Origin of the sequence: Microcystis wesenbergii FACHB-1317 (genome assembly GCF_014696875.1) — a bacterium.
Taxonomy (GTDB): Bacteria; Cyanobacteriota; Cyanobacteriia; order Cyanobacteriales; family Microcystaceae; genus Microcystis; species Microcystis wesenbergii_A.
In genome coordinates this window covers 13,144-30,305 of record NZ_JACJQV010000203.1, presented here as the reverse complement: position 1 = coordinate 30,305, position 17,162 = coordinate 13,144, and the positions used below count along the sequence as shown (strand labels likewise).

Annotated in this window: 19 protein-coding genes; 13 read left to right on the top strand and 6 right to left on the bottom strand. The window is 41.4% G+C overall.

The genetic code is table 11. The features are described from left to right. Nucleotides 1-325: 325 nt before the first annotated feature. Complete coding sequence (locus tag H6F92_RS21045) at nucleotides 326-1,102, bottom strand: hypothetical protein (RefSeq protein ID WP_190359356.1); 777 nt, start codon at nucleotides 1,100-1,102, stop codon at nucleotides 326-328. Between the two features lie 422 nt (nucleotides 1,103-1,524). Between H6F92_RS21045 and H6F92_RS21040 the strand changes: the two genes are divergently transcribed. The 5 genes from H6F92_RS21040 (at nucleotide 1,525) to H6F92_RS21020 (ending at nucleotide 6,638) form a co-directional block, all read left to right on the top strand. After that, nucleotides 1,525-3,777, top strand: coding sequence for a ribonuclease R family protein (locus H6F92_RS21040; RefSeq protein WP_190359355.1), 2,253 nt, complete (start codon nucleotides 1,525-1,527; stop codon nucleotides 3,775-3,777). A 2-nt stretch (nucleotides 3,778-3,779) separates the two neighbouring features. Further along, nucleotides 3,780-4,562 carry a DUF3153 domain-containing protein gene (locus tag H6F92_RS21035; protein ID WP_190359354.1) on the top strand — a complete coding sequence of 261 codons (783 nt, stop codon included), beginning with the start codon at nucleotides 3,780-3,782 and terminating at the stop codon, nucleotides 4,560-4,562. Between the two features lie 339 nt (nucleotides 4,563-4,901). Beyond that, complete coding sequence (gene fbp, locus H6F92_RS21030) at nucleotides 4,902-5,948, top strand: class 1 fructose-bisphosphatase (protein WP_190359353.1); 1,047 nt, start codon at nucleotides 4,902-4,904, stop codon at nucleotides 5,946-5,948. An 89-nt stretch (nucleotides 5,949-6,037) separates the two neighbouring features. Continuing rightward, a complete protein-coding gene (locus tag H6F92_RS21025) occupies nucleotides 6,038-6,370 on the top strand; it encodes a DUF6883 domain-containing protein (protein ID WP_002801106.1) in 333 nt (110 codons plus the stop codon). A 19-nt stretch (nucleotides 6,371-6,389) separates the two neighbouring features. Continuing rightward, nucleotides 6,390-6,638, top strand: a complete 249-nt coding sequence (locus tag H6F92_RS21020; protein WP_002801105.1) for a DUF4926 domain-containing protein — start codon at nucleotides 6,390-6,392, stop codon at nucleotides 6,636-6,638. 208 nt (nucleotides 6,639-6,846) lie between these two features. Here H6F92_RS21020 and H6F92_RS21015 read toward each other — a convergent pair whose 3' ends face one another. Then, nucleotides 6,847-7,032 carry a hypothetical protein gene (locus H6F92_RS21015; RefSeq protein ID WP_190359352.1) on the bottom strand — a complete coding sequence of 62 codons (186 nt, stop codon included), beginning with the start codon at nucleotides 7,030-7,032 and terminating at the stop codon, nucleotides 6,847-6,849. Nucleotides 7,033-7,056: 24 nt separating this feature from the next. Here H6F92_RS21015 and H6F92_RS21010 point away from each other — a divergent pair, with 24 nt between their 5' ends. From H6F92_RS21010 to H6F92_RS20980, 7 genes are read left to right on the top strand one after another with little or no spacing between them, the layout of a single operon-like run. Continuing rightward, nucleotides 7,057-7,404 (top strand): NADH-quinone oxidoreductase subunit K, encoded by a 348-nt coding sequence (locus H6F92_RS21010; RefSeq protein WP_002761414.1) that lies wholly within the window; start codon nucleotides 7,057-7,059, stop codon nucleotides 7,402-7,404. Further along, nucleotides 7,401-8,837, top strand: a complete 1,437-nt coding sequence (locus H6F92_RS21005; protein WP_190359351.1) for a cation:proton antiporter — start codon at nucleotides 7,401-7,403, stop codon at nucleotides 8,835-8,837. Before H6F92_RS21010 ends, H6F92_RS21005 begins: the two co-directional genes overlap by 4 nt. Then, nucleotides 8,834-9,217 carry a Na+/H+ antiporter subunit E gene (locus H6F92_RS21000; protein ID WP_190359350.1) on the top strand — a complete coding sequence of 128 codons (384 nt, stop codon included), beginning with the start codon at nucleotides 8,834-8,836 and terminating at the stop codon, nucleotides 9,215-9,217. The genes H6F92_RS21005 and H6F92_RS21000 overlap by 4 nt, the downstream gene beginning before the upstream one ends. Further along, nucleotides 9,214-9,465, top strand: a complete 252-nt coding sequence (locus tag H6F92_RS20995) for a hypothetical protein (protein ID WP_002739224.1) — start codon at nucleotides 9,214-9,216, stop codon at nucleotides 9,463-9,465. Before H6F92_RS21000 ends, H6F92_RS20995 begins: the two co-directional genes overlap by 4 nt. Beyond that, nucleotides 9,462-9,731, top strand: a complete 270-nt coding sequence (locus tag H6F92_RS20990) for a monovalent cation/H(+) antiporter subunit G (RefSeq protein WP_045358951.1) — start codon at nucleotides 9,462-9,464, stop codon at nucleotides 9,729-9,731. Before H6F92_RS20995 ends, H6F92_RS20990 begins: the two co-directional genes overlap by 4 nt. A gap of 8 nt (nucleotides 9,732-9,739) precedes the next feature. After that, the gene (locus H6F92_RS20985; RefSeq protein ID WP_190359349.1) at nucleotides 9,740-10,282 is read left to right on the top strand and encodes a DUF4040 domain-containing protein; all 543 of its coding nucleotides are present in this window, start codon (nucleotides 9,740-9,742) and stop codon (nucleotides 10,280-10,282) included. Further along, entirely contained in the window at nucleotides 10,282-10,944 is a 663-nt protein-coding gene (locus H6F92_RS20980) for a Na(+)/H(+) antiporter subunit B (protein ID WP_185238540.1), read from the top strand. Before H6F92_RS20985 ends, H6F92_RS20980 begins: the two co-directional genes overlap by 1 nt. A gap of 168 nt (nucleotides 10,945-11,112) precedes the next feature. Here the strand turns inward: H6F92_RS20980 and H6F92_RS20975 are convergent, their stop codons facing one another. Next, nucleotides 11,113-13,284, bottom strand: coding sequence for an EF-hand domain-containing protein (locus H6F92_RS20975; RefSeq protein ID WP_190359348.1), 2,172 nt, complete (start codon nucleotides 13,282-13,284; stop codon nucleotides 11,113-11,115). A gap of 495 nt (nucleotides 13,285-13,779) precedes the next feature. On the opposite strand from H6F92_RS20975, the gene lepB reads away from it, so the two are divergent. Beyond that, nucleotides 13,780-14,382 carry a signal peptidase I gene (gene lepB / locus H6F92_RS20970; RefSeq protein WP_008201884.1) on the top strand — a complete coding sequence of 201 codons (603 nt, stop codon included), beginning with the start codon at nucleotides 13,780-13,782 and terminating at the stop codon, nucleotides 14,380-14,382. Nucleotides 14,383-14,642: 260 nt separating this feature from the next. Here lepB and H6F92_RS20965 read toward each other — a convergent pair whose 3' ends face one another. Genes H6F92_RS20965 through H6F92_RS20955 form a run of 3 tightly spaced genes read right to left on the bottom strand, consistent with a single transcriptional unit; the run spans nucleotide 14,643 to nucleotide 16,970 of the window. Beyond that, complete coding sequence (locus H6F92_RS20965) at nucleotides 14,643-15,518, bottom strand: hypothetical protein (protein ID WP_242030219.1); 876 nt, start codon at nucleotides 15,516-15,518, stop codon at nucleotides 14,643-14,645. Further along, nucleotides 15,484-16,158 (bottom strand): helix-turn-helix domain-containing protein, encoded by a 675-nt coding sequence (locus tag H6F92_RS20960; RefSeq protein WP_190359347.1) that lies wholly within the window; start codon nucleotides 16,156-16,158, stop codon nucleotides 15,484-15,486. The genes H6F92_RS20965 and H6F92_RS20960 overlap by 35 nt, the downstream gene beginning before the upstream one ends. Further along, nucleotides 16,155-16,970, bottom strand: coding sequence for a TIGR04255 family protein (locus H6F92_RS20955; RefSeq protein ID WP_190359346.1), 816 nt, complete (start codon nucleotides 16,968-16,970; stop codon nucleotides 16,155-16,157). The genes H6F92_RS20960 and H6F92_RS20955 overlap by 4 nt, the downstream gene beginning before the upstream one ends. Nucleotides 16,971-17,162 lie beyond the last annotated feature (192 nt).

Sequence of the window (17,162 nt, the reverse complement as noted above, 5' to 3'; positions counted from 1 at the left end):
TTATCAGTTATCAGTTATCAGTTATCAGTTATCAGTTATCAGTTATCAGTTATCAGTTATCAGTTATCAGTTATCAGTTATCAGTTATCAGTTATCAGTTATCAGTTATCAGTGAGATAGGGAGAAAAAGACTGGCAGCTAATAGCTTCCTTTTTTATTATATCTCCCGCAAAAGTGAGTTTTTAATCGCATTTTCCAGAAAAAGATCGCTTTTCTACTGCTAGAAAATAATCTATTTCTTTCTGCTTCTCCTGACTCGGAGAATACTGGCTCGGAGACTCCTCACTTAACGGAAGATTTTTGATTTATGCAGCAGGTTTAGTGATTAGGCACTGATACTAGATAAGTAGTTATAGAATTCTAATAACTCCTCGTTAGTTAGCAGTAAACGTGACTTTTTGCCATAGCTAGAAATCAGGTATTCCCGACCTTTTTCTGTAGTCCAAGCTAATCGTTTCATCTCCACATCAATTTTAGTTTTAAGCACTGAATAATCGATTTCTTCGGGAATAACAACAACTGGTTCCGGTGCCGGGGGTTCTTCTTCAGTTAAACTCGCTTCTTCTGGCAATTCTGATAATAAGGAGTAATTATCGGTTTCCATTTCTAATAATAAAGGCTCTGGTTCCGGTAAAGGAATATCCTGAACTTGGGGTAATTCCAGTTCAATTTTAGCCGGGGGAATATCCTGAACTTGGGGTAATTCCAGTTCAATTTTAGCCGGGGGAATATCCTGAACTTGGGGTAATTCCGGTTCAATTTTAGCTTCAGGACGAGGTATTTCAGTGACTTTAGGCGTTTTGGTCGATTTTTTGGCACTAGCGACGGGTTTAGGTAAATCTTCTGGTAGAGAAATATTATTGGGGCTGACTTTTTCCACAAGCTGGAGATCGGGGGTGCTTTCAGCCTCTAAAAGCAGTAAAGCCCGTTCTCTGGCTCTATCTTCGGCGATTTCCACCGTATCTGCCGCAGCTAAACCTGTAACGACCGTTTTTCCCTCAATTTCGACGATCGCTTTCACAATATACTTGCCGTGATCGATTTGAACTAACTCGCTAATCAGGGCAACTTGGGGGTAACGTTGGCGTAACTTTTGCAACATGGTGACTTTTTCGAGTTCTTTTGTACTTATATTAGAATACTCTATCGCAATTCTGGAAAAATGTAGCAAGTTCTTGCTAAGATTAAAGGTTAGATAAAATTTTCAGTCCTAGGATTAGCCTTGCCCACAGCAACAAGATTCTACTAGGCTGAAACTTCTGCCAGAAAGACGAGCGATCGCCGAAAAGTTTGCCGGTGTTCGCTATTGGCTTATACTAACGAAGGCTTCGATAATTCTCAGGGTAGGTTCGGGTGTTCGATGCTTGGTCAGTTTACCTTCACTGTCACCACCAGCGATCGCAATTAGCCCGATAGAGATAATCTCTCGAGTCAATGGTTTAAATCAATCCTCTCATTATATAAGTATTTAAACTTAATTGTCCACCATTCCGTCAGTGTCTTGTAAGTAAGGATTATTGTTAGATGGACTTCTCGATCGCCACACTCCTCTCTCATCTTAGTGATGATAAATTAGCTACGGGTAAAATTCTCGAAAAAAAACTAGGCTGCGAAGACGATCCCGAAAGCTGCGAAAAATTGCAAGTGATTCTCGATGCTTTGGAACGTCTGGGAATGGTTGTCAAAGAACGGGGGCGCTATCGTCGTGTGATCGAGGAAAATATCGTAGAAGCAAAGCTGCGCTGTTCCAGTAAAGAATTTTGCTTTGCTATCCAAGATATCGAAGATGCTGATGACATCTACGTCTCGAAAAATCATCTAAGTAACGCTTGGAATGGCGATCGAGTTTTAGTCAAAATCATCCGCGAGGGGACCCGTCGTCGTTCCCCGGAGGGAGAGGTGAGATTAATTCTCGAACGGGCTAATCCTTCGCTTCTAGCGCAAGTAAAACAGGAAAATGAGCGGTTTGTGGCGGTTCCCCTGGATGATCGCCTGAAATTTACCCTTAATCTCCTCGAAAACGGTCAAAATCTCCTAGAAAACATCGATCACCTCGTTCATGTTTCCGTCCTCCGTTATCCCCTAGGGGAAATGCCTCCCATCGGTAAAGTTACTCGTGTTCTCGGTTCCACGGCCGAGGCCGCTGCCGACACGGATATCGTCTCCTGTAAACACGATCTACCCCATAATTTTCCGCCAGAAGCCCTCGAAATTGCCGATAATTTAGCAGATTTCTTCGATAGTGGCGAAAAAGAACAACTGCGAGATTTAACCCCACTCTTCACTTTTACCATCGAAGATGACACCCCCCTGGATTATCCCCCGATCATTGAAAATGCCTTTTCTTTAGAGAAAATCAACCAAAATCGCTGGCAAGTCGCCATTCATATCAGCGATGTCACTCGTTACATTGAACGGGGCGGATTATTGGATAAAGTTGCCAAAAAACGGGGAACCGCCGTCTATTTAGGCGAAAAAGTGCTGCCATTAGTCCCGGCTGCCGTTACCAGTCGTTGTTCCCTGTCACCCCAAGAACAGCGCCCCGCTATTTCTATCCTCGTCACCCTCGATGACAAGGGGGATCTAGTGGAGTACGAAATCACCCGCAGCCTCATCCAAGTGGATCAACATTTTACCTATCAACAGGTGCGCGATCTGCTCAGTGAAGAAGATAGCGCAGCTGCCCCCACCGATACCGTTGAAACCCTGAAAGATTTATTTTTCAGCGTTTGCCCCACCCTAAAATCCCAACGTCTGCAGCGGGGTAGTTTTGATATTCAATTAGACAAAATCTCTCCCTACAAAGACGAAGGACGGGGGGGGACTGTTCTCGCTTCTAATAATTTACCAGCCCGTTCTTTACTGACAGAAGTGGCGATTTTAGCCGGCAAAGTTGTCGCTGAACATTTACAGGCCTTAAAATTGCCCTGTATCTACTGTGGACAATCGGAACCGGATTGGGATGAATTGGAGGATTTACTCAAATTGGCCAATAATTTAGGGGCAGAATTAAATTTAACTGCCGAGGAGGAGATTAAACCCAATGACTATCAAAATCTCACCCGCACTTTTTCCGCTTCCTCATCGGTGAAAGTCCTCAATTATCTCCTGCAAGAAACTCTCAAATTAGTTAGATATAGCAGCCATCCTCTGCCCCATTTTGGTTTGGCCTATCCTAGCAATTATACCCACTGTCTCTCCCCCCTACAAAGATATGCCGATCTTTGGGTACAACGGGTGTTAAAACTCCTATTAACTGAGGGGAAAGATCGCCGCAGCAAAATCGTCAAAGTCGGGGTTAATTTGGGCAGTAATAGCTGTCATGGACAGATTCATTGGAATATTCTCCCAAGTCAAATTCAGGAGGAGTTAGAAGAAGAAAGCCATCTAATTGTTTCCCATCTCAATGATCGCTCAAAAATTGCTGAAGATGCCGAAAAAGACCTAGAAGGATTGAAAAAAGCCGAGAAAATGAAAGAAAAAATGGGTCAAGTTTTTCGCGGCTTAATTACCGGTGTACAATCCTATGGTTTCTTCGTGGAAATTTCCGATTTATTAGTGGAAGGGTTGGTCCATGTTTCTTCTCTCAAGGATGATTGGTACGAATATCGCGCCCGTCATAGCTGTTTGGTAGGACGGAAAAATCGCGTTGCCTATCGTCTCGGTGATGAGGTAGAAGTGGAGGTAAAAGATGTAGACTATTATCGTCAGCAAATCGATCTAGTTACGGTTAGCGGTGGCAGTTCAGCAAGTTATGACGACTTAGAAGAAGATTAATTATGAATCAACCAACCACCGAAAAAATCGGGAAAAACCGCTTTATTCTGCCCTTTTTATGCAGTATTTTTCTCTTTTTAACTGGCTGTGTCCGTTACGATGTGGGCATTAATTTTCCCCACCAACACCACGGGGAAATTATTCAACATATCACCCTCGGACAACGTTTAACCAGTCTCAGTCAAACCGAAGCCACTAAATGGTTAAATAGTATCGAACAGAGGGCAAAATTACTTAAGGGGAAAACCGATCATATTTCCGAACGAGAAATAATTGTCACTATTCCCTTTAGTAATAGTCAGGAATTAGAGGAAAAATTCAATCAATTTTTTGATCCTAGTTCTTCCTTTAAAATCACAAATTCCCCTAATACTGATGATATAAAGTTACTGCAACTAGATTCAAAACTGGCAGTTACAGAACAAGATTGGTTCTTTTTGAACCAGAAAAACTTAAAATTAACCGTTGATTTGCGGGCTTTGGGTGTACTTTCCGAACAGGGAAATATTATCATTAGCCCCGGTTCCTTAGTTGATATCGACTTCGCTTTAAAGACTTCCTTCGCTGGTCAAAATATTGAAGATGACTCAGGATTAAATCCCTCGGTAGAACAAGTTGATAATCAGTTAATTTGGCATTTAAAACCGGGAGAAATTAACACCATTGCGGCGGCTTTTTGGGTTCCTAACTATTTAGGTATCGGCACAATAATTATTGTTGTAATAACAGTTTTTGCCTATTACTTGAAATATAAACGCTTGCCCGGTGTATCCCCATCGACTTAAAGTTAGATGGCAAGTAAGTAGTTAGGTGTTAAAAACTGTCAGACACCCCCCTTATCAAGGGTAGGGTTGATTCATGAATCAACCCTACCTTGAATCAACCTTACCTTGAATCAACCCTAGGATTAACGGGGGATCGAACCCAAAATTTATCTTCAATTTAATTATAAACAGCTACTTATTGACCAAAATTTAATGATCAATGGGGGAAAAATTAGCCAACTCTAAAACTGATCTAAAAATTGGCCAACAATAGGGAAAATCTTGGCTAGGATCAAATCATAGTCACAATTGAGACTAGACGGGTTTCCCTTTTTTACTTTATTACTGGCAATTACAGTTATGGTTAGCAATATTCCCTTTTCTATCCCCGAACATAGCCTCGATCGAGATTGTACCACCCTCTCCCGTCACGTCCTGCAACAACTACAAAGCTTTTCCCCCGACGCGCAGGATTTAAGCGCAATTATGAGTCGGATTGCCCTAGCGGGGAAATTAATTGCCCGTCGTCTCAGTAAAGCGGGATTAATGGCGGATGTGCTAGGTTTTACCGGAGAAACCAACGTCCAAGGAGAATCAGTCAAGAAAATGGACGTTTTTGCCAATGAAGTATTTATCTCGGTTTTTAAGCAAAGTGGTTTAGTTTGCCGTCTTGCTTCCGAGGAAATGGATAAACCCTATTATATCCCAGAAAACTGTCCCATCGGTCGCTATACCCTACTCTACGACCCGATCGATGGTTCTTCCAATGTGGATATTAACCTAAATGTGGGTTCGATTTTTGCCATCCGTCAACAGGAAGACAATGATTTAGACGGAGAAGCGCGGGATTTACTGCAAAATGGTCGTCAACAAATCGCCGCCGGTTATATTCTCTACGGACCATCGACTATTTTAGTTTACTCGATCGGTCGCGGTGTTCATGCCTTTGTCCTTGACCCCAGTTTAGGGGAATTTATCCTTGCCCAAGAGAATATTATTATCCCCGACCATGGTCCGATTTATAGTACCAATGAGGGCAATTTTTGGCAGTGGGATGAGGCGATTCGCGACTATACTCGTTATGTCCACCGTCATGATGGTTACACAGCCCGTTACAGTGGGGCATTAGTGGGAGATATCCATCGAATTTTAATGCAGGGTGGTGTTTTTCTCTATCCGGGTACTGTTAAAAATCCCCAGGGAAAATTGCGCTTAATTTATGAAACTGCCCCCCTTGCTTTTTTAATTGAACAGGCAGGAGGTAAAGCTAGTGATGGGGTGACAAATCTTTTAGATATCGTTCCCGATAAATTACACTACCGCACACCTTTAGTGATCGGTAGTGTCGAAGATGTTAAATTGGTGGAGTCTTTTATCGCTGATCGCCGTCATCGCGATCGAGTTTAACTTATAGTTTTATTGTTTCTTCGTTAAAGTCAGTCTGCACCACAAAACTTGAAATAAACTAAGGACTGCTCATCCATGTCAGCTTTTCCATGCTCCTTCCCAATCTAAAGAACGCAGTCGTTGATATTCGTAAACTTCGCGACTACTGCCTCAATCGAGAACATAGCGATGGCAAACACAAAGCAAGACTGTTTTTATCGTGCCTTGGTATGACTGCTGATAACGCTGAAGAATTACGCCAAATTTTGCTTGAAGTTATTCAAACTCAAGAGGTTCGATTGGGCAGACAGGATGAGTTTGGGCAACGCTATACACTAGATTTTACGATTGAGTGGCAAAATAGAAGTGCAACCCTTCGGAGTGGCTGGATCATTGAGCATGGTTCGGAGATTCCAAGGTTAACAACCTGCTACCCCCTGTAGTGCTTAGAGGTGATCAGAAATGTCAAATAATACACCTAAATTGCTAGATGTCATAGCCTTAACCATTGACCTTCCTGAATATAATCTCCAGCGTGGACAAGTTGGGACAGTGGTTGAACTGTTAGCTAATGGTACAGCATTTGAGGTGGAATTTAGCGATCGTGATGGACGCACTTATGAATCCGTCGGGTTGCGTCCAGAGCAAATCATGGTGTTGCATTTTGAGCCAGCAGCACCCGATATCAAATCTCAAATGGTGACAGCTTAATCGACAGCAAACCCAGCCAATACAGAATATCCAGAAAAATTAACTGGATATGTCATGGGCAAAATCTCGCTTAGAACAGTTAGAAAATCTGAGAAAAGTTAAGGGATGGGATTAAAAGAGTGATTGTAATTCTGGACTCTAATCAAAGAAAAATATCCCAGTCGTCGGGTTATTATTGCCACCAAAAATATCAAAGATTGTCAAAACATTAATGATTGCGCTCCCTGGCAAGATCTACATTATTAAAGCGAAACCGCTTGCTTTTATTTTTTTCAATAATAATTATAGATCTAAAACAATCTATTGACCGTCCGAAAATTCCCCCCATAATCTTGAGAATTTTTTGATAAATAGGACTCGATCGAGGATAATTAGAAGAAATATTTTGACTCATAACCAAATCTAATCAAGAAGCCCAGTGACGATTCCCCTCCTAGAGTTGTTTGTATTCGCCACCGTTTTGTGCGGATTTTTAGGAACATTCCTGAAAAAAAACTTAATCATGAAGATTATCGCCATGGATGTCATGAGTACGGGCGTTATCGCCTACTATGTGGTGATTTCTTCCCGTGACGGTTTATTTACTCCCATCCTCAGTACAGTTAAACAGCAAAATTACGCCGATCCTGTACCCCAAGCAGTGATTTTAACAGCGATCGTCATCGGTTTTTCCATTCAGGCGTTAATGCTGGTGGGAGTAATGAAATTAGCCAAAGATAACCCCACCCTCGACAGCAGCGAGATAGAAAAAAATAACACACCATGAATACTTTAACGATCGCTTGGATAAGTTTACCCTTTTTGATCGGCTTTATCATCTATTTATTGCCGCGATTAGACAAATATCTGGCTCTCGCCACCACTATTATCTCTCTTTCCTATTCTCTCCTTCTATTTAGCCAATCCTCCCCCATAACCCTCAACCTACTGGATAATTATGGCGTGAAACTGGTAGCCGATCAGTTAAGTGCCTATTTTATCCTCACTAATGCCCTGGTGACGATGGCAGTTATTTTTTATAACTGGGAAAGTAGCAAAACCGCCTTTTTTTACGCCCAAGCTATCATTCTCCACGGCAGCATTAATTCTGTCTTCGTCTGTGAGGATTTTATTAGCGTTTACGTTGCCTTAGAAGTAATTAGTATTGCCGCTTTTCTGATGATTGCCTATCCTCGCAGCGATCGCTCTCTCTGGGTTGCCCTGCGTTATCTGTTTATCAGCAATGTGGCGATGTTATTTTACCTAATCGGCGCGGTTTTAGTCTATAAAGCCAATAATTCCTTTGCTTTTGACGGTTTAAAGGGCGCACCTCCCGAAGCCTTGGCTTTAATCTTCATGGGATTATTAGTCAAAGGGGGAATCTTTGTCTCGGGGTTATGGCTACCGATGACACACTCGGAATCGGAAACCTCTGTCTCGGCGCTGATGTCGGGGGTGGTGGTAAAAGCTGGCATTTTTCCCCTCCTGCGCTGTGCTTTAATCCTAGGGGATTTGGATGTCCTAATTCGGCTTTTCGGGGTGCTAACGGCGATTTTTGGCGTGTCATACGCAGTGTTTGAAAAGGATAGCAAGCGGATGTTAGCCTTCCATACTATTTCCCAGTTAGGTTTTATTTTAGCCGCCCCGGTAGTCAGTGGTTTTTATACCCTTACCCACGGTTTAGTTAAATCTTGCCTATTTCTGTTAGCGGGAGTTTTACCCAGTCGCAATTTTAAAGAATTACAGCAACAATCGATCCCTAATTCTCTCTGGATTGCCCTAGTGGTTGCTAGTTTTTCTATCTCTGGATTCCCCCTATTATCTGGTTTTGGGGCAAAAGCGTTAACGATGAAAAATTTAGTCCCCTGGCAAGAAATTATAATCAATCTTGTGGCTGTGGGGACGGCGATTTCCTTTGCTAAATTTATCTTTTTACCCCACGCGGGTGGCGAAAGTAAACAGAAGCTAACTATCGGTTTCTGGATAGCAGTAATTCTACTCCTTGCCGCCCTATTTTTATCCAATGCCGTCTATGTTGAAGCTTATAATCTACCCAATATTATCAAAGCTTTAGCCGTCATCGGTGCCGGGTGGTGGTTATATCTGGGAGTTTTCAAAAAGTTATCCCTAAAATTATCGCGAGCCTTGGAACAATTTGATAATCTCGTCGGGATGATGAGTATAATGTTAGTTCTATTATTTTGGATGGTCTTAGCATGATTGGACATATAATTCTGCGTTTAACTATGTGGTTTTTGCTCACCGCTAATTTTACCCCCGCTAATATTATGATCGGGGTTGCTATTGCTTTTCTTTTGCCCCGTAATTTCGCCTCTAGCGAAACTTTAGGCGATTGGTTAAAGGTAATAATTAAAGTCTTTATGGCTATTCCCCAAGCTTATAAGGAAGCGTTTGAAATCATCTTTCGTCCCCACAAAGAAGAAGAAATTATTTTCGAGAGAATGTCGGGTAAACGTTCACCCAGATTAGCTTTTTGGGATATATTTCTCATTACTTTTACCCCGAAAACTATCGTCACCGAATACAAGGAAAATGAGGGTTATGAAGTTCATCTAATTAAACGGAGTAACCAGGGATGAATATTGTTCTCATTGCCATGATTGTCGCTTTATTAATTCCCCTTTATGAAGTGGCCAAAAATGATGACATCTGGCAAAAAATGGCCGCCTTTGCCAGTGCTTCCAGTAAATCATCGATTATTATTCTAGTAGTTTCAGTTCTGCGGGATGATTGGATGATTGGAGTGGTAGCAGTGATTATTCTCAGTGTCGGTAATGCTGGCTTTATGTTATTAGCACAAATTCTTAAACGATTGAACGAATCATGATTGACATTTTGAGTTATATCTGCATCGCTATCGGAGTTTTTTTCTGGTTTTGGGGAACGGCGCATCTTTTAGACAAGCGCTCGGTATTATATAAATTACACGGTCTATCTGTCGCTGATACTTTGGGTTCCATGGCGATTATTTTCGGGCTACTTTTGAAAGTTCCCCAAAATTGGCCTTTATTATTATTGGCAATAATTTCCCTAGCAATTTGGAACACCATGTTAGGCTACGTTTTAGCTTATACTTCTAGCGATCGAGAGTAAAATTAAAGATGAATGAAAGTTATCTCTATGTTATTGTTGCCCTCTTGCCTTTAACTGCGGCGATGGTGATGTTACAATCCAATCCCTACCAAGCTTTAGTAATTCGTGGAGTTTTAGGGGCAATAGCCGCTTTAGTTTATGCTTTATTAGGGGCAGCAGATGTATCTTTAACCGAAGCTTTGATGGGAACCATGTTAGCCGTAACTCTCTACGCGGTGGCGATTCGTTCCTCTTTAGTGATGCGTTTAGGAGTAATTGCCGAGGAAACCGATACAGTTTTAGAACAGTTAAAAACTCAACTACAAACGGTTTTAAGTAAGCGTTTTATGCGTTTAGAATTAGTTGCCTACAGTGACAGGCAAGCTTTGCAACAGGCACTTATTGATAAAGAGGTTCATGCCGTCTGTATCCGTCAAGACAATCCAGAAACCATCCCCTACGAAACCACAATTAGATTACCCTATCTCTACGATATTTTTAAAAATGAATTAACGGCAGCCAACACGATTTTAACCTGTATTGAAACCCCCAAATTAGAGGAGAAACACTAATGAAATGGATTTATACTCTAGCCGCCATTGCCTTCGCTATCAAAATGGTAATTATTCCCAATACTGCTTCCTCTATATCATCCTTAGAAATTGTTGAATCGCTGGTGCGCGACGGCGGTGTTCCTAATGCGGTTTCGGTGGTTATTTTTCGTAATCGTCTCTACGATACCATCTATGAAGTGGTTGTTTTTACCATTGCGATTATGGGAGCAAATTTTCTTTTAGCCACCGAAAAACCCGCCAGTAAAATCCATCAATTTACTGACCAACCTTCAATTATTTTAGCCCGTTTGGGGTCAACAATTGCCGCTTTAGTGGGCATTGAATTAGCTATCCGCGGCCATTTAAGTCCGGGGGGAGGTTTTGCCGCCGGAGTCGCCGGAGGTACGGCAATTGGTTTAATAGCAATTACCTCGTCTCCCGAATGGATGCAAGCAATTTATCGCCGTTGGCAAGCGGCAACATGGGAGAAAATTTCCGTCTTAGTTTTTATTGTTTTAGCCGCCATTACTCTCTCAGGATTTGAGTTACCCCACGGGGAATTAGGGGCGCTATTTAGTGGCGGCATTTTACCGATACTAAACATTTTAGTCGCCGTTAAAGTAGCTTTAGGTTCCTGGGCAGTAATCCTCGTTTTTATCCGTTATCGCGGTTTATTGTGAAGTGTAGATGGACAAATAGAAAAAAGTTGCTTAAAAAAGCTTGACAAAATCCCTCAACTTGACTTATACTTTCTAGTATAATGGAAATCCGTGCCTGCCTGCGAACAGCTATTTTTTTAAAGAATTAAAGGAGTCGGGGAAAATAAAGACTCCTTAGTTGAAGACAGTTTACTTGTGGAATTGGTGCAGTAGGTCGCGAAATTCCTGAAAACTAATCTGATTGTCGCGACTGGTATCGGCCTGCTGTAACATAGCTTCGATTTCCTTGTCTGTCACCCCCGGTTCGATCGCCTGAAGACAAGCTTTTAACTCCTCAAGGCTAATTTGTCCGGAGCTATCACTATCGAATAGCTGGAATCTTTCCAATAAAATTCTTTCCTGTTGCTCACGATCGCTGTCACTACTAAAAGATAGACGATCGAAGACCTGAAAAGCGCGGGCGATATTTTGCCATAATTGATGGGCCAGAGGACGATGGAGAATCGTTTCCTCCTCCTGACCAGTAACTCCGTACTGGCGACGCAAAGACTCGACAGTTTCCGTTTCCGCGGCCGGCAATTCCGTCAATAAATGCTCGATCGCCTCCCTGGAACTCTTACCGGTTAACACTTCCAGCAATTCCGACCCCACCTGGCGATCGGGGTCTTTTTTCCAAGTCACCAAGAGACTTTCTAACAAAGCATCGCGATAACTCTGCAAACGTAACCAATCCTCGCGACTATACTGCTTTTCCGGATCGAGAAGTTCGGCCGATTCCACACCCAACTCCGTTAGAATTGCCTGATGTTCTGCCTCGGTAATCGTCAACTCTAGGCGCATTTGTTGCAGGATTTCAAGGCTGTGGCCGAAGTCAGTATATCCCTCCTCCAAAGCCTCTTTTAACACCGCTTTATAGGCTTTTAAACGCTTCTGGTGGGTGAAATCCGGCAGTATCTTGGCCAAGACATACACCTCATCCGCCTGCAAAGCTTCCAGCGATCGCCCATCGAGATATTTAGCTGTATCGAGACCCAGTTTACCCAACTGTTTACGCAATCTTCCCGCTAGTCCTTCCCGTTGGTAACGACCCGGATCCCTTGTCCAGGTGCGATATAACCATAAACTACTCAAAACCGCCAGTAAAATACTAGCGAAATAATGCCAAAATTTTGGCAAAAGATTAATAAAAGGACGACCACCGAAAATAAAGAAGAAATTGAAAATCAGAAAAGTTCCGACAGTAAAGACTCGATGACGGATAATTTCTGTAGTTAAAGGCGACTTTTTGCGAATTCTATAGACTTTATAGGCATTTTCAACTTTTTTACCGAGAAAGTAACCCAAAAAAGTGCAGATTGCCAAAGTTAAGGGAACAGCTACCAACTTCGGAATCGGAATCTGATTACCCGCAAGATAAAAACCAGGTTTAAGGAGGGATTCTAGCTGATTTTCGTCGTGCGCCCAAGCTCCAGAGAAATAATAGTCCCAATTGCCAGCATAAAGGTAATAATAGATAAAATAGCCAAAAACTAAGCCAAAATAACCGTAATAAAGCCATTGGCGATCGCTGTTATTAATCCCATCCCAATAGGACCTTTCCGCATCGATATCGATACAGGGACTCTGACAGGCAACACAGGCACTTTGTTCGCTACCATCTTCATGGACAATGCGACACATAGATTGAGTAATCCCACCGCGACTGTCTTCGTGAGCGGTACTATTGAGTAAACCCCTTGGTTCACCGTAAATCTTTTGAACTGGACTCATGGGACAGAAATAGTTACACCAAGATTTGCCGCCATACCAGTAACCCACAAAGATCGCCGCTAGAATAGTAAAGATTAAAAAGCTACCCAGTACTAAGCGATCGGAATTATAAAAGAGAATCCGTCCGCATAAACCCAAAAATAACAGACTAAATTGTAGATAGAGATAATTCTGGGCTAACCAAGAGTTTTTCGGCACTTTATAGATTTCAGAGCGGACTTTCCCCGATTTATCGGTCTGTTTTTTCTGACGCTGTTTACCCAAAGCGCGCGGTATTTGAGAAAGAAAGGATAAAGGACAGATACGCCGCCAGAGTTCGTGACCGAATACTAATAAGATAAAAATGCCACTGGGAACCACTATTCCCCAAAAAATCGGCGCACCTAACTGATAGGAGGATTGGGGTAAGCAAACTCCCTGCACTTTAATGCACAGATCGGGATCAACTCTCAGGGGACTAGAAAGATTATTAGAATCGGTTAATTTTGCCGAAATAGGGTCAAAAAATAGAGAAAATATCAGAATTAACCAAGCGATGGTCAGAACCCATCGCAGATAGTGCATCGAGCGTTCGGGAATTTGTGCAAACATATACATATATCTAAGTCAAGCCGCTTTGCTAAAATAATATCCAAGTTTCCAATTGATCATTCGGGAATTTGTGCAAACATAGACTCTGAGTAGTGATACTAAATCCGGTTATTAAAAACTGATTATTTATGACCCCTTTTACCTTTTGCATGAGCAGAAAACGGGTTTCTCCGAGAAACCCGTTTTCTGTGCGTTACTCAACGGATTTAGTATGATGTAGAAGCGACTTTTAAGGGAGATAGCAGTCTAATCATCGAATTCTCAAGCTTTGCCTTTAATAGCGGCGAAAAACTGTCCTTTTTGATAGACTAATCTTACCGTTTTCTACCCCACGAGGAAATTCCCCTTCCGGCAGCAGAATGCGGACTTGACAAATTAACAGTGATCCGGTAGATGTAGGGAGATTGTCTTAAAATATTATCTAGGCTGCTAATATCACTAAACTAGAAAATTAAAGAGCGCATTGGCTTAATCCTTCTCAAAAGTTAAAATTCTATGGCTGAAAGCTTGAACCATAAATCCGAAAAACCTTCTCCCCCTCCCGTACCCCAAGAAAATCCTTGGCTAGAAGCAGTTAAAACCATTGTCACGGCTGGAATTTTGGCCTTTGGCATCCGCACTTTTGTGGCCGAGGCCCGTTATATTCCCTCTTCTTCCATGGAACCTACTCTCCAGATTAACGATCGCCTAATTATCGAGAAAGTTAGCTATCATTTTCATAAGCCAGAACGGGGTGATATAGTGGTTTTTAGTCCGACAGCCGCTCTCAAAGCTCAAAATTTTCAGGATGCTTTTATTAAACGGGTGATTGGACTGCCGGGGGATAAGGTGGAAGTCAAAAACGGTCTAGTTTACGTCAACGGTAAAGTTTTAGCGGAAAAGTATATCGCCGAAGAACCTAATTATGCTTACGGACCGGTGACAGTTCCCCCCGATCAATATCTGGTTTTGGGCGATAATCGCAATAATAGTTATGATTCCCACGCTTGGGGCTTCGTTCCCCGGGAAAACTTAATCGGTCGCGCCGTGGTGCGTTTTTGGCCCTTCAATCGTCTGGGAGGACTTGACAACCCCGACGCTGCCACAAATCAGAATTAATGTCAAGAAAATTTAGTCATTCTCAATAAATTCTAGACATTCTCGACCGGTGAAAGTCTCCACTGGTCTAATATTGGTCTTCTCAATCGCGATCGAAACGACTAGAGATTTTTCAGTATTATGAGGTACAGTAACTAATATCAGTTATCAGTTTTTTAGCCATCAGCTTGTTTCTCCCTCTTCCCTAAAACTGGAGACTTTGTATCTGACCAGTATCAGAATTGCGACAATATTTGGAAAATTGTTTTAATTCTAGTTTTCTATAAATCTAAATTTTCAATATTGCTTTGGGCCATAGACAAATGATCAAGATCCAGTTGATCACTCTCAATATAATCTTTTGCGGTCATATCTTCTAAGCTTACTACTAAACCATCAGACTGAAAACGTCCAGATTTAGGTAATAAATTTAACCACTTGTCTAGCCATTTGTCCCATCCAATGCCATTATAGTTCTCTTGTTCTTCTTCACGAATAAAATAAAACATAAGTTCAGGATTTTCATCATTCCACGAAGGTCTTGCACTAACTCTAATTTCTCGCAAAGCTCGTAAGGCTTCCCCTTCATCACTTTGTTTAGTATGCTTATCTTGCATCCGTTTTTGAAGTTTACTGACAAATTGAACAAAATCATCTGGAAAAGCAAAACGGATTCTTTTTCTTGCTATCGCTTGTCTTAAGAGTCTTTTTTCTTGATCAGTTACACAACCCTGTTGACGATTCCATTGTAAGATTAATGCTTTTTCGACTGTCATTACCCTATCGAGATCAGCTACTAAGTTTAGTTTGGCAACTCCTTCAATGTAAGCGTATTGAGGTCGTCTGCCTTTTTTTATCTCACTAATTTGTTCAGCTTCAATTTCTACCAGAGGAACAACTTCTAAAAAAGGACGTTCACAACAAGAACGGACAATATCGCAAGTTTGTGTAACAACAACTAGACCTTTTACTTCCGATTCTACAAGATCATTTTCTTCAGCATCTTGCCAGTTTGCAGAATCAGGTGTAAGAGGAAATTGAGGATTAAATCGATGAACAAACCACTGTTCTCCTAAAACAAAATCCCCTTGACACCATTTTTGTAACTCATTGTTAATGAGATCAATCTGTTTGCTTTCCACTGCGATTTTGACCACTCCTCAATGTTTTAGCAGGTCTAGAACGTCCAACATCATGATGAATAGAATCTTGTAAAGCATCAATTAATATCTCCGGTGGTAAAGGCCTACGAAGCTCACTCTCCTCCTCAGACAAGGGTGTTAATTGCGGTCTTTTGGGTGGATTACCACGCCCAAGATTCTCTCTTACTTTATCATATTCTCCTGATATTAATTGGTCTAAAGGCAGTTCCCCATCAGCATTAGGATTCAATAATAACTTACGGTTAAGACTTGCACTTCCTCGATCAATATATCTAATCACTCCCAGTAATCTATTTAATTTCTCCTCATTGTCACTAGCTAGAGGCTGTCCACTTGCCCAAAAATGAATGCTTCGACGTGAAACATTAAATAGTTTGGCAACTTGCTCCCAGGTCAGTCCACTGGTTTTTCTTAGTTCATTAATCGCTTTTTGACTATCTTGAAAAAGATGAGGATTGTGCTTCGGAATAACTATTCCGCTATTAGTTCTTTCTGAAATCGCTAGTAACTTTTGAGTGGCAAGATTACCAGAGCTAATGGTACTGGATTCCGCCATACCAGCAAACATTCTAAATCGTTTTTGAGGATTGATTGATCTAAAAGTATTTGAACGTTCAATCACTAAGTTACTCATTGTTCACCTCCAAAGCGTCTTAGAAATTCTTCGGTTACTGACCATCTAAAAAAAGTATAAATTCTTTCAGAAAATCGTTTTGTATCGTCTAAAATTTTTTCAACGTCAAATTCTTGATTCTCTGAAATAGACATATCTAAATCAAGAAACCAACTCGGTTGATCAATTGGTTCAAAGACATTTGGATCAAAAGTAGTGTTACCCGGAATCAATCCCCATCGTGCTAAAAGTGTCTCTTTGGTATCAGGTAACTGAAACAGAGATTCATTATAACTTTGAAGAATATGTTCTTGAAATGTTGACGCTGTAATATTTATCAGTTCTGATCTGACTAAATTAGAAATATTCTCTACATCAATACCCTCAATACGATCAACATATCTAATACCGATTCGCTCAACAAGGTTGGGTTGAATATGTTCATTAACCGCAGTTAAAACTTCTCTCATTCGCTCTAAAAAGTCCTGACGACTGACATACTTTGATGTGTCTAAGGCTACAAAATTAGATGCTAATGAGACTCGCCAATGATTATTGGCATCTGTAAATCGCCAGATAGCCTCAGCTTGAGATCTGACGGCATCTTTTTCTTGATTATCAAAAGTTAATTGATAAGTTCGTTCCTGCCGTAACTTAGGATACTTTGTTCTAATAGCTTCCTGAAATGGAGTCACAAATTTCTTATCCTCAACGGCCAGAATTTGTGGGAACCGTACTTGTCCAAGCACACACACTAGAGGTGCATTAGTTAAGTGAACCTCTGGAGGAGTTGGATCGATCAGTGGATTGTTAATACCGACCACTTTGGACATTTTAGGCTATTTATCTCCTATATTAAGCGTTTTTAGCTAATAGAACACAATAACTATCGGAAGAACTGTTCTGCATCTCCATTGTACGGCAAGACTGTGAAATAACCAGTGAAGTTTAAGAATTGCTATATTTAATTTTCCGATCGATTCTCTCTCTACACCTTCCCCCTCTCTCCGCGAGATGGAGTGGTT

Bases quoted from the DNA above. Each gene is read 5' to 3' on its own strand.
- H6F92_RS21045 (WP_190359356.1), bottom strand. From the start codon at position 1,102: ATGTTGCAAAAGTTACGCCAACGTTACCCCCAAGTTGCCCTGATTAGC.
- H6F92_RS21040 (WP_190359355.1), top strand. From the start codon at position 1,525: ATGGACTTCTCGATCGCCACACTCCTCTCTCATCTTAGTGATGATAAA.
- H6F92_RS21035 (WP_190359354.1), top strand. From the start codon at position 3,780: ATGAATCAACCAACCACCGAAAAAATCGGGAAAAACCGCTTTATTCTG.
- fbp (WP_190359353.1), top strand. From the start codon at position 4,902: ATGGTTAGCAATATTCCCTTTTCTATCCCCGAACATAGCCTCGATCGA.
- H6F92_RS21025 (WP_002801106.1), top strand. From the start codon at position 6,038: ATGCTCCTTCCCAATCTAAAGAACGCAGTCGTTGATATTCGTAAACTT.
- H6F92_RS21020 (WP_002801105.1), top strand. From the start codon at position 6,390: ATGTCAAATAATACACCTAAATTGCTAGATGTCATAGCCTTAACCATT.
- H6F92_RS21015 (WP_190359352.1), bottom strand. From the start codon at position 7,032: ATGAGTCAAAATATTTCTTCTAATTATCCTCGATCGAGTCCTATTTAT.
- H6F92_RS21005 (WP_190359351.1), top strand. From the start codon at position 7,401: ATGAATACTTTAACGATCGCTTGGATAAGTTTACCCTTTTTGATCGGC.
- H6F92_RS21000 (WP_190359350.1), top strand. From the start codon at position 8,834: ATGATTGGACATATAATTCTGCGTTTAACTATGTGGTTTTTGCTCACC.
- H6F92_RS20995 (WP_002739224.1), top strand. From the start codon at position 9,214: ATGAATATTGTTCTCATTGCCATGATTGTCGCTTTATTAATTCCCCTT.
- H6F92_RS20990 (WP_045358951.1), top strand. From the start codon at position 9,462: ATGATTGACATTTTGAGTTATATCTGCATCGCTATCGGAGTTTTTTTC.
- H6F92_RS20985 (WP_190359349.1), top strand. From the start codon at position 9,740: ATGAATGAAAGTTATCTCTATGTTATTGTTGCCCTCTTGCCTTTAACT.
- H6F92_RS20980 (WP_185238540.1), top strand. From the start codon at position 10,282: ATGAAATGGATTTATACTCTAGCCGCCATTGCCTTCGCTATCAAAATG.
- H6F92_RS20975 (WP_190359348.1), bottom strand. From the start codon at position 13,284: ATGTTTGCACAAATTCCCGAACGCTCGATGCACTATCTGCGATGGGTT.
- lepB (WP_008201884.1), top strand. From the start codon at position 13,780: ATGGCTGAAAGCTTGAACCATAAATCCGAAAAACCTTCTCCCCCTCCC.
- H6F92_RS20960 (WP_190359347.1), bottom strand. From the start codon at position 16,158: ATGAGTAACTTAGTGATTGAACGTTCAAATACTTTTAGATCAATCAAT.
- H6F92_RS20955 (WP_190359346.1), bottom strand. From the start codon at position 16,970: ATGTCCAAAGTGGTCGGTATTAACAATCCACTGATCGATCCAACTCCT.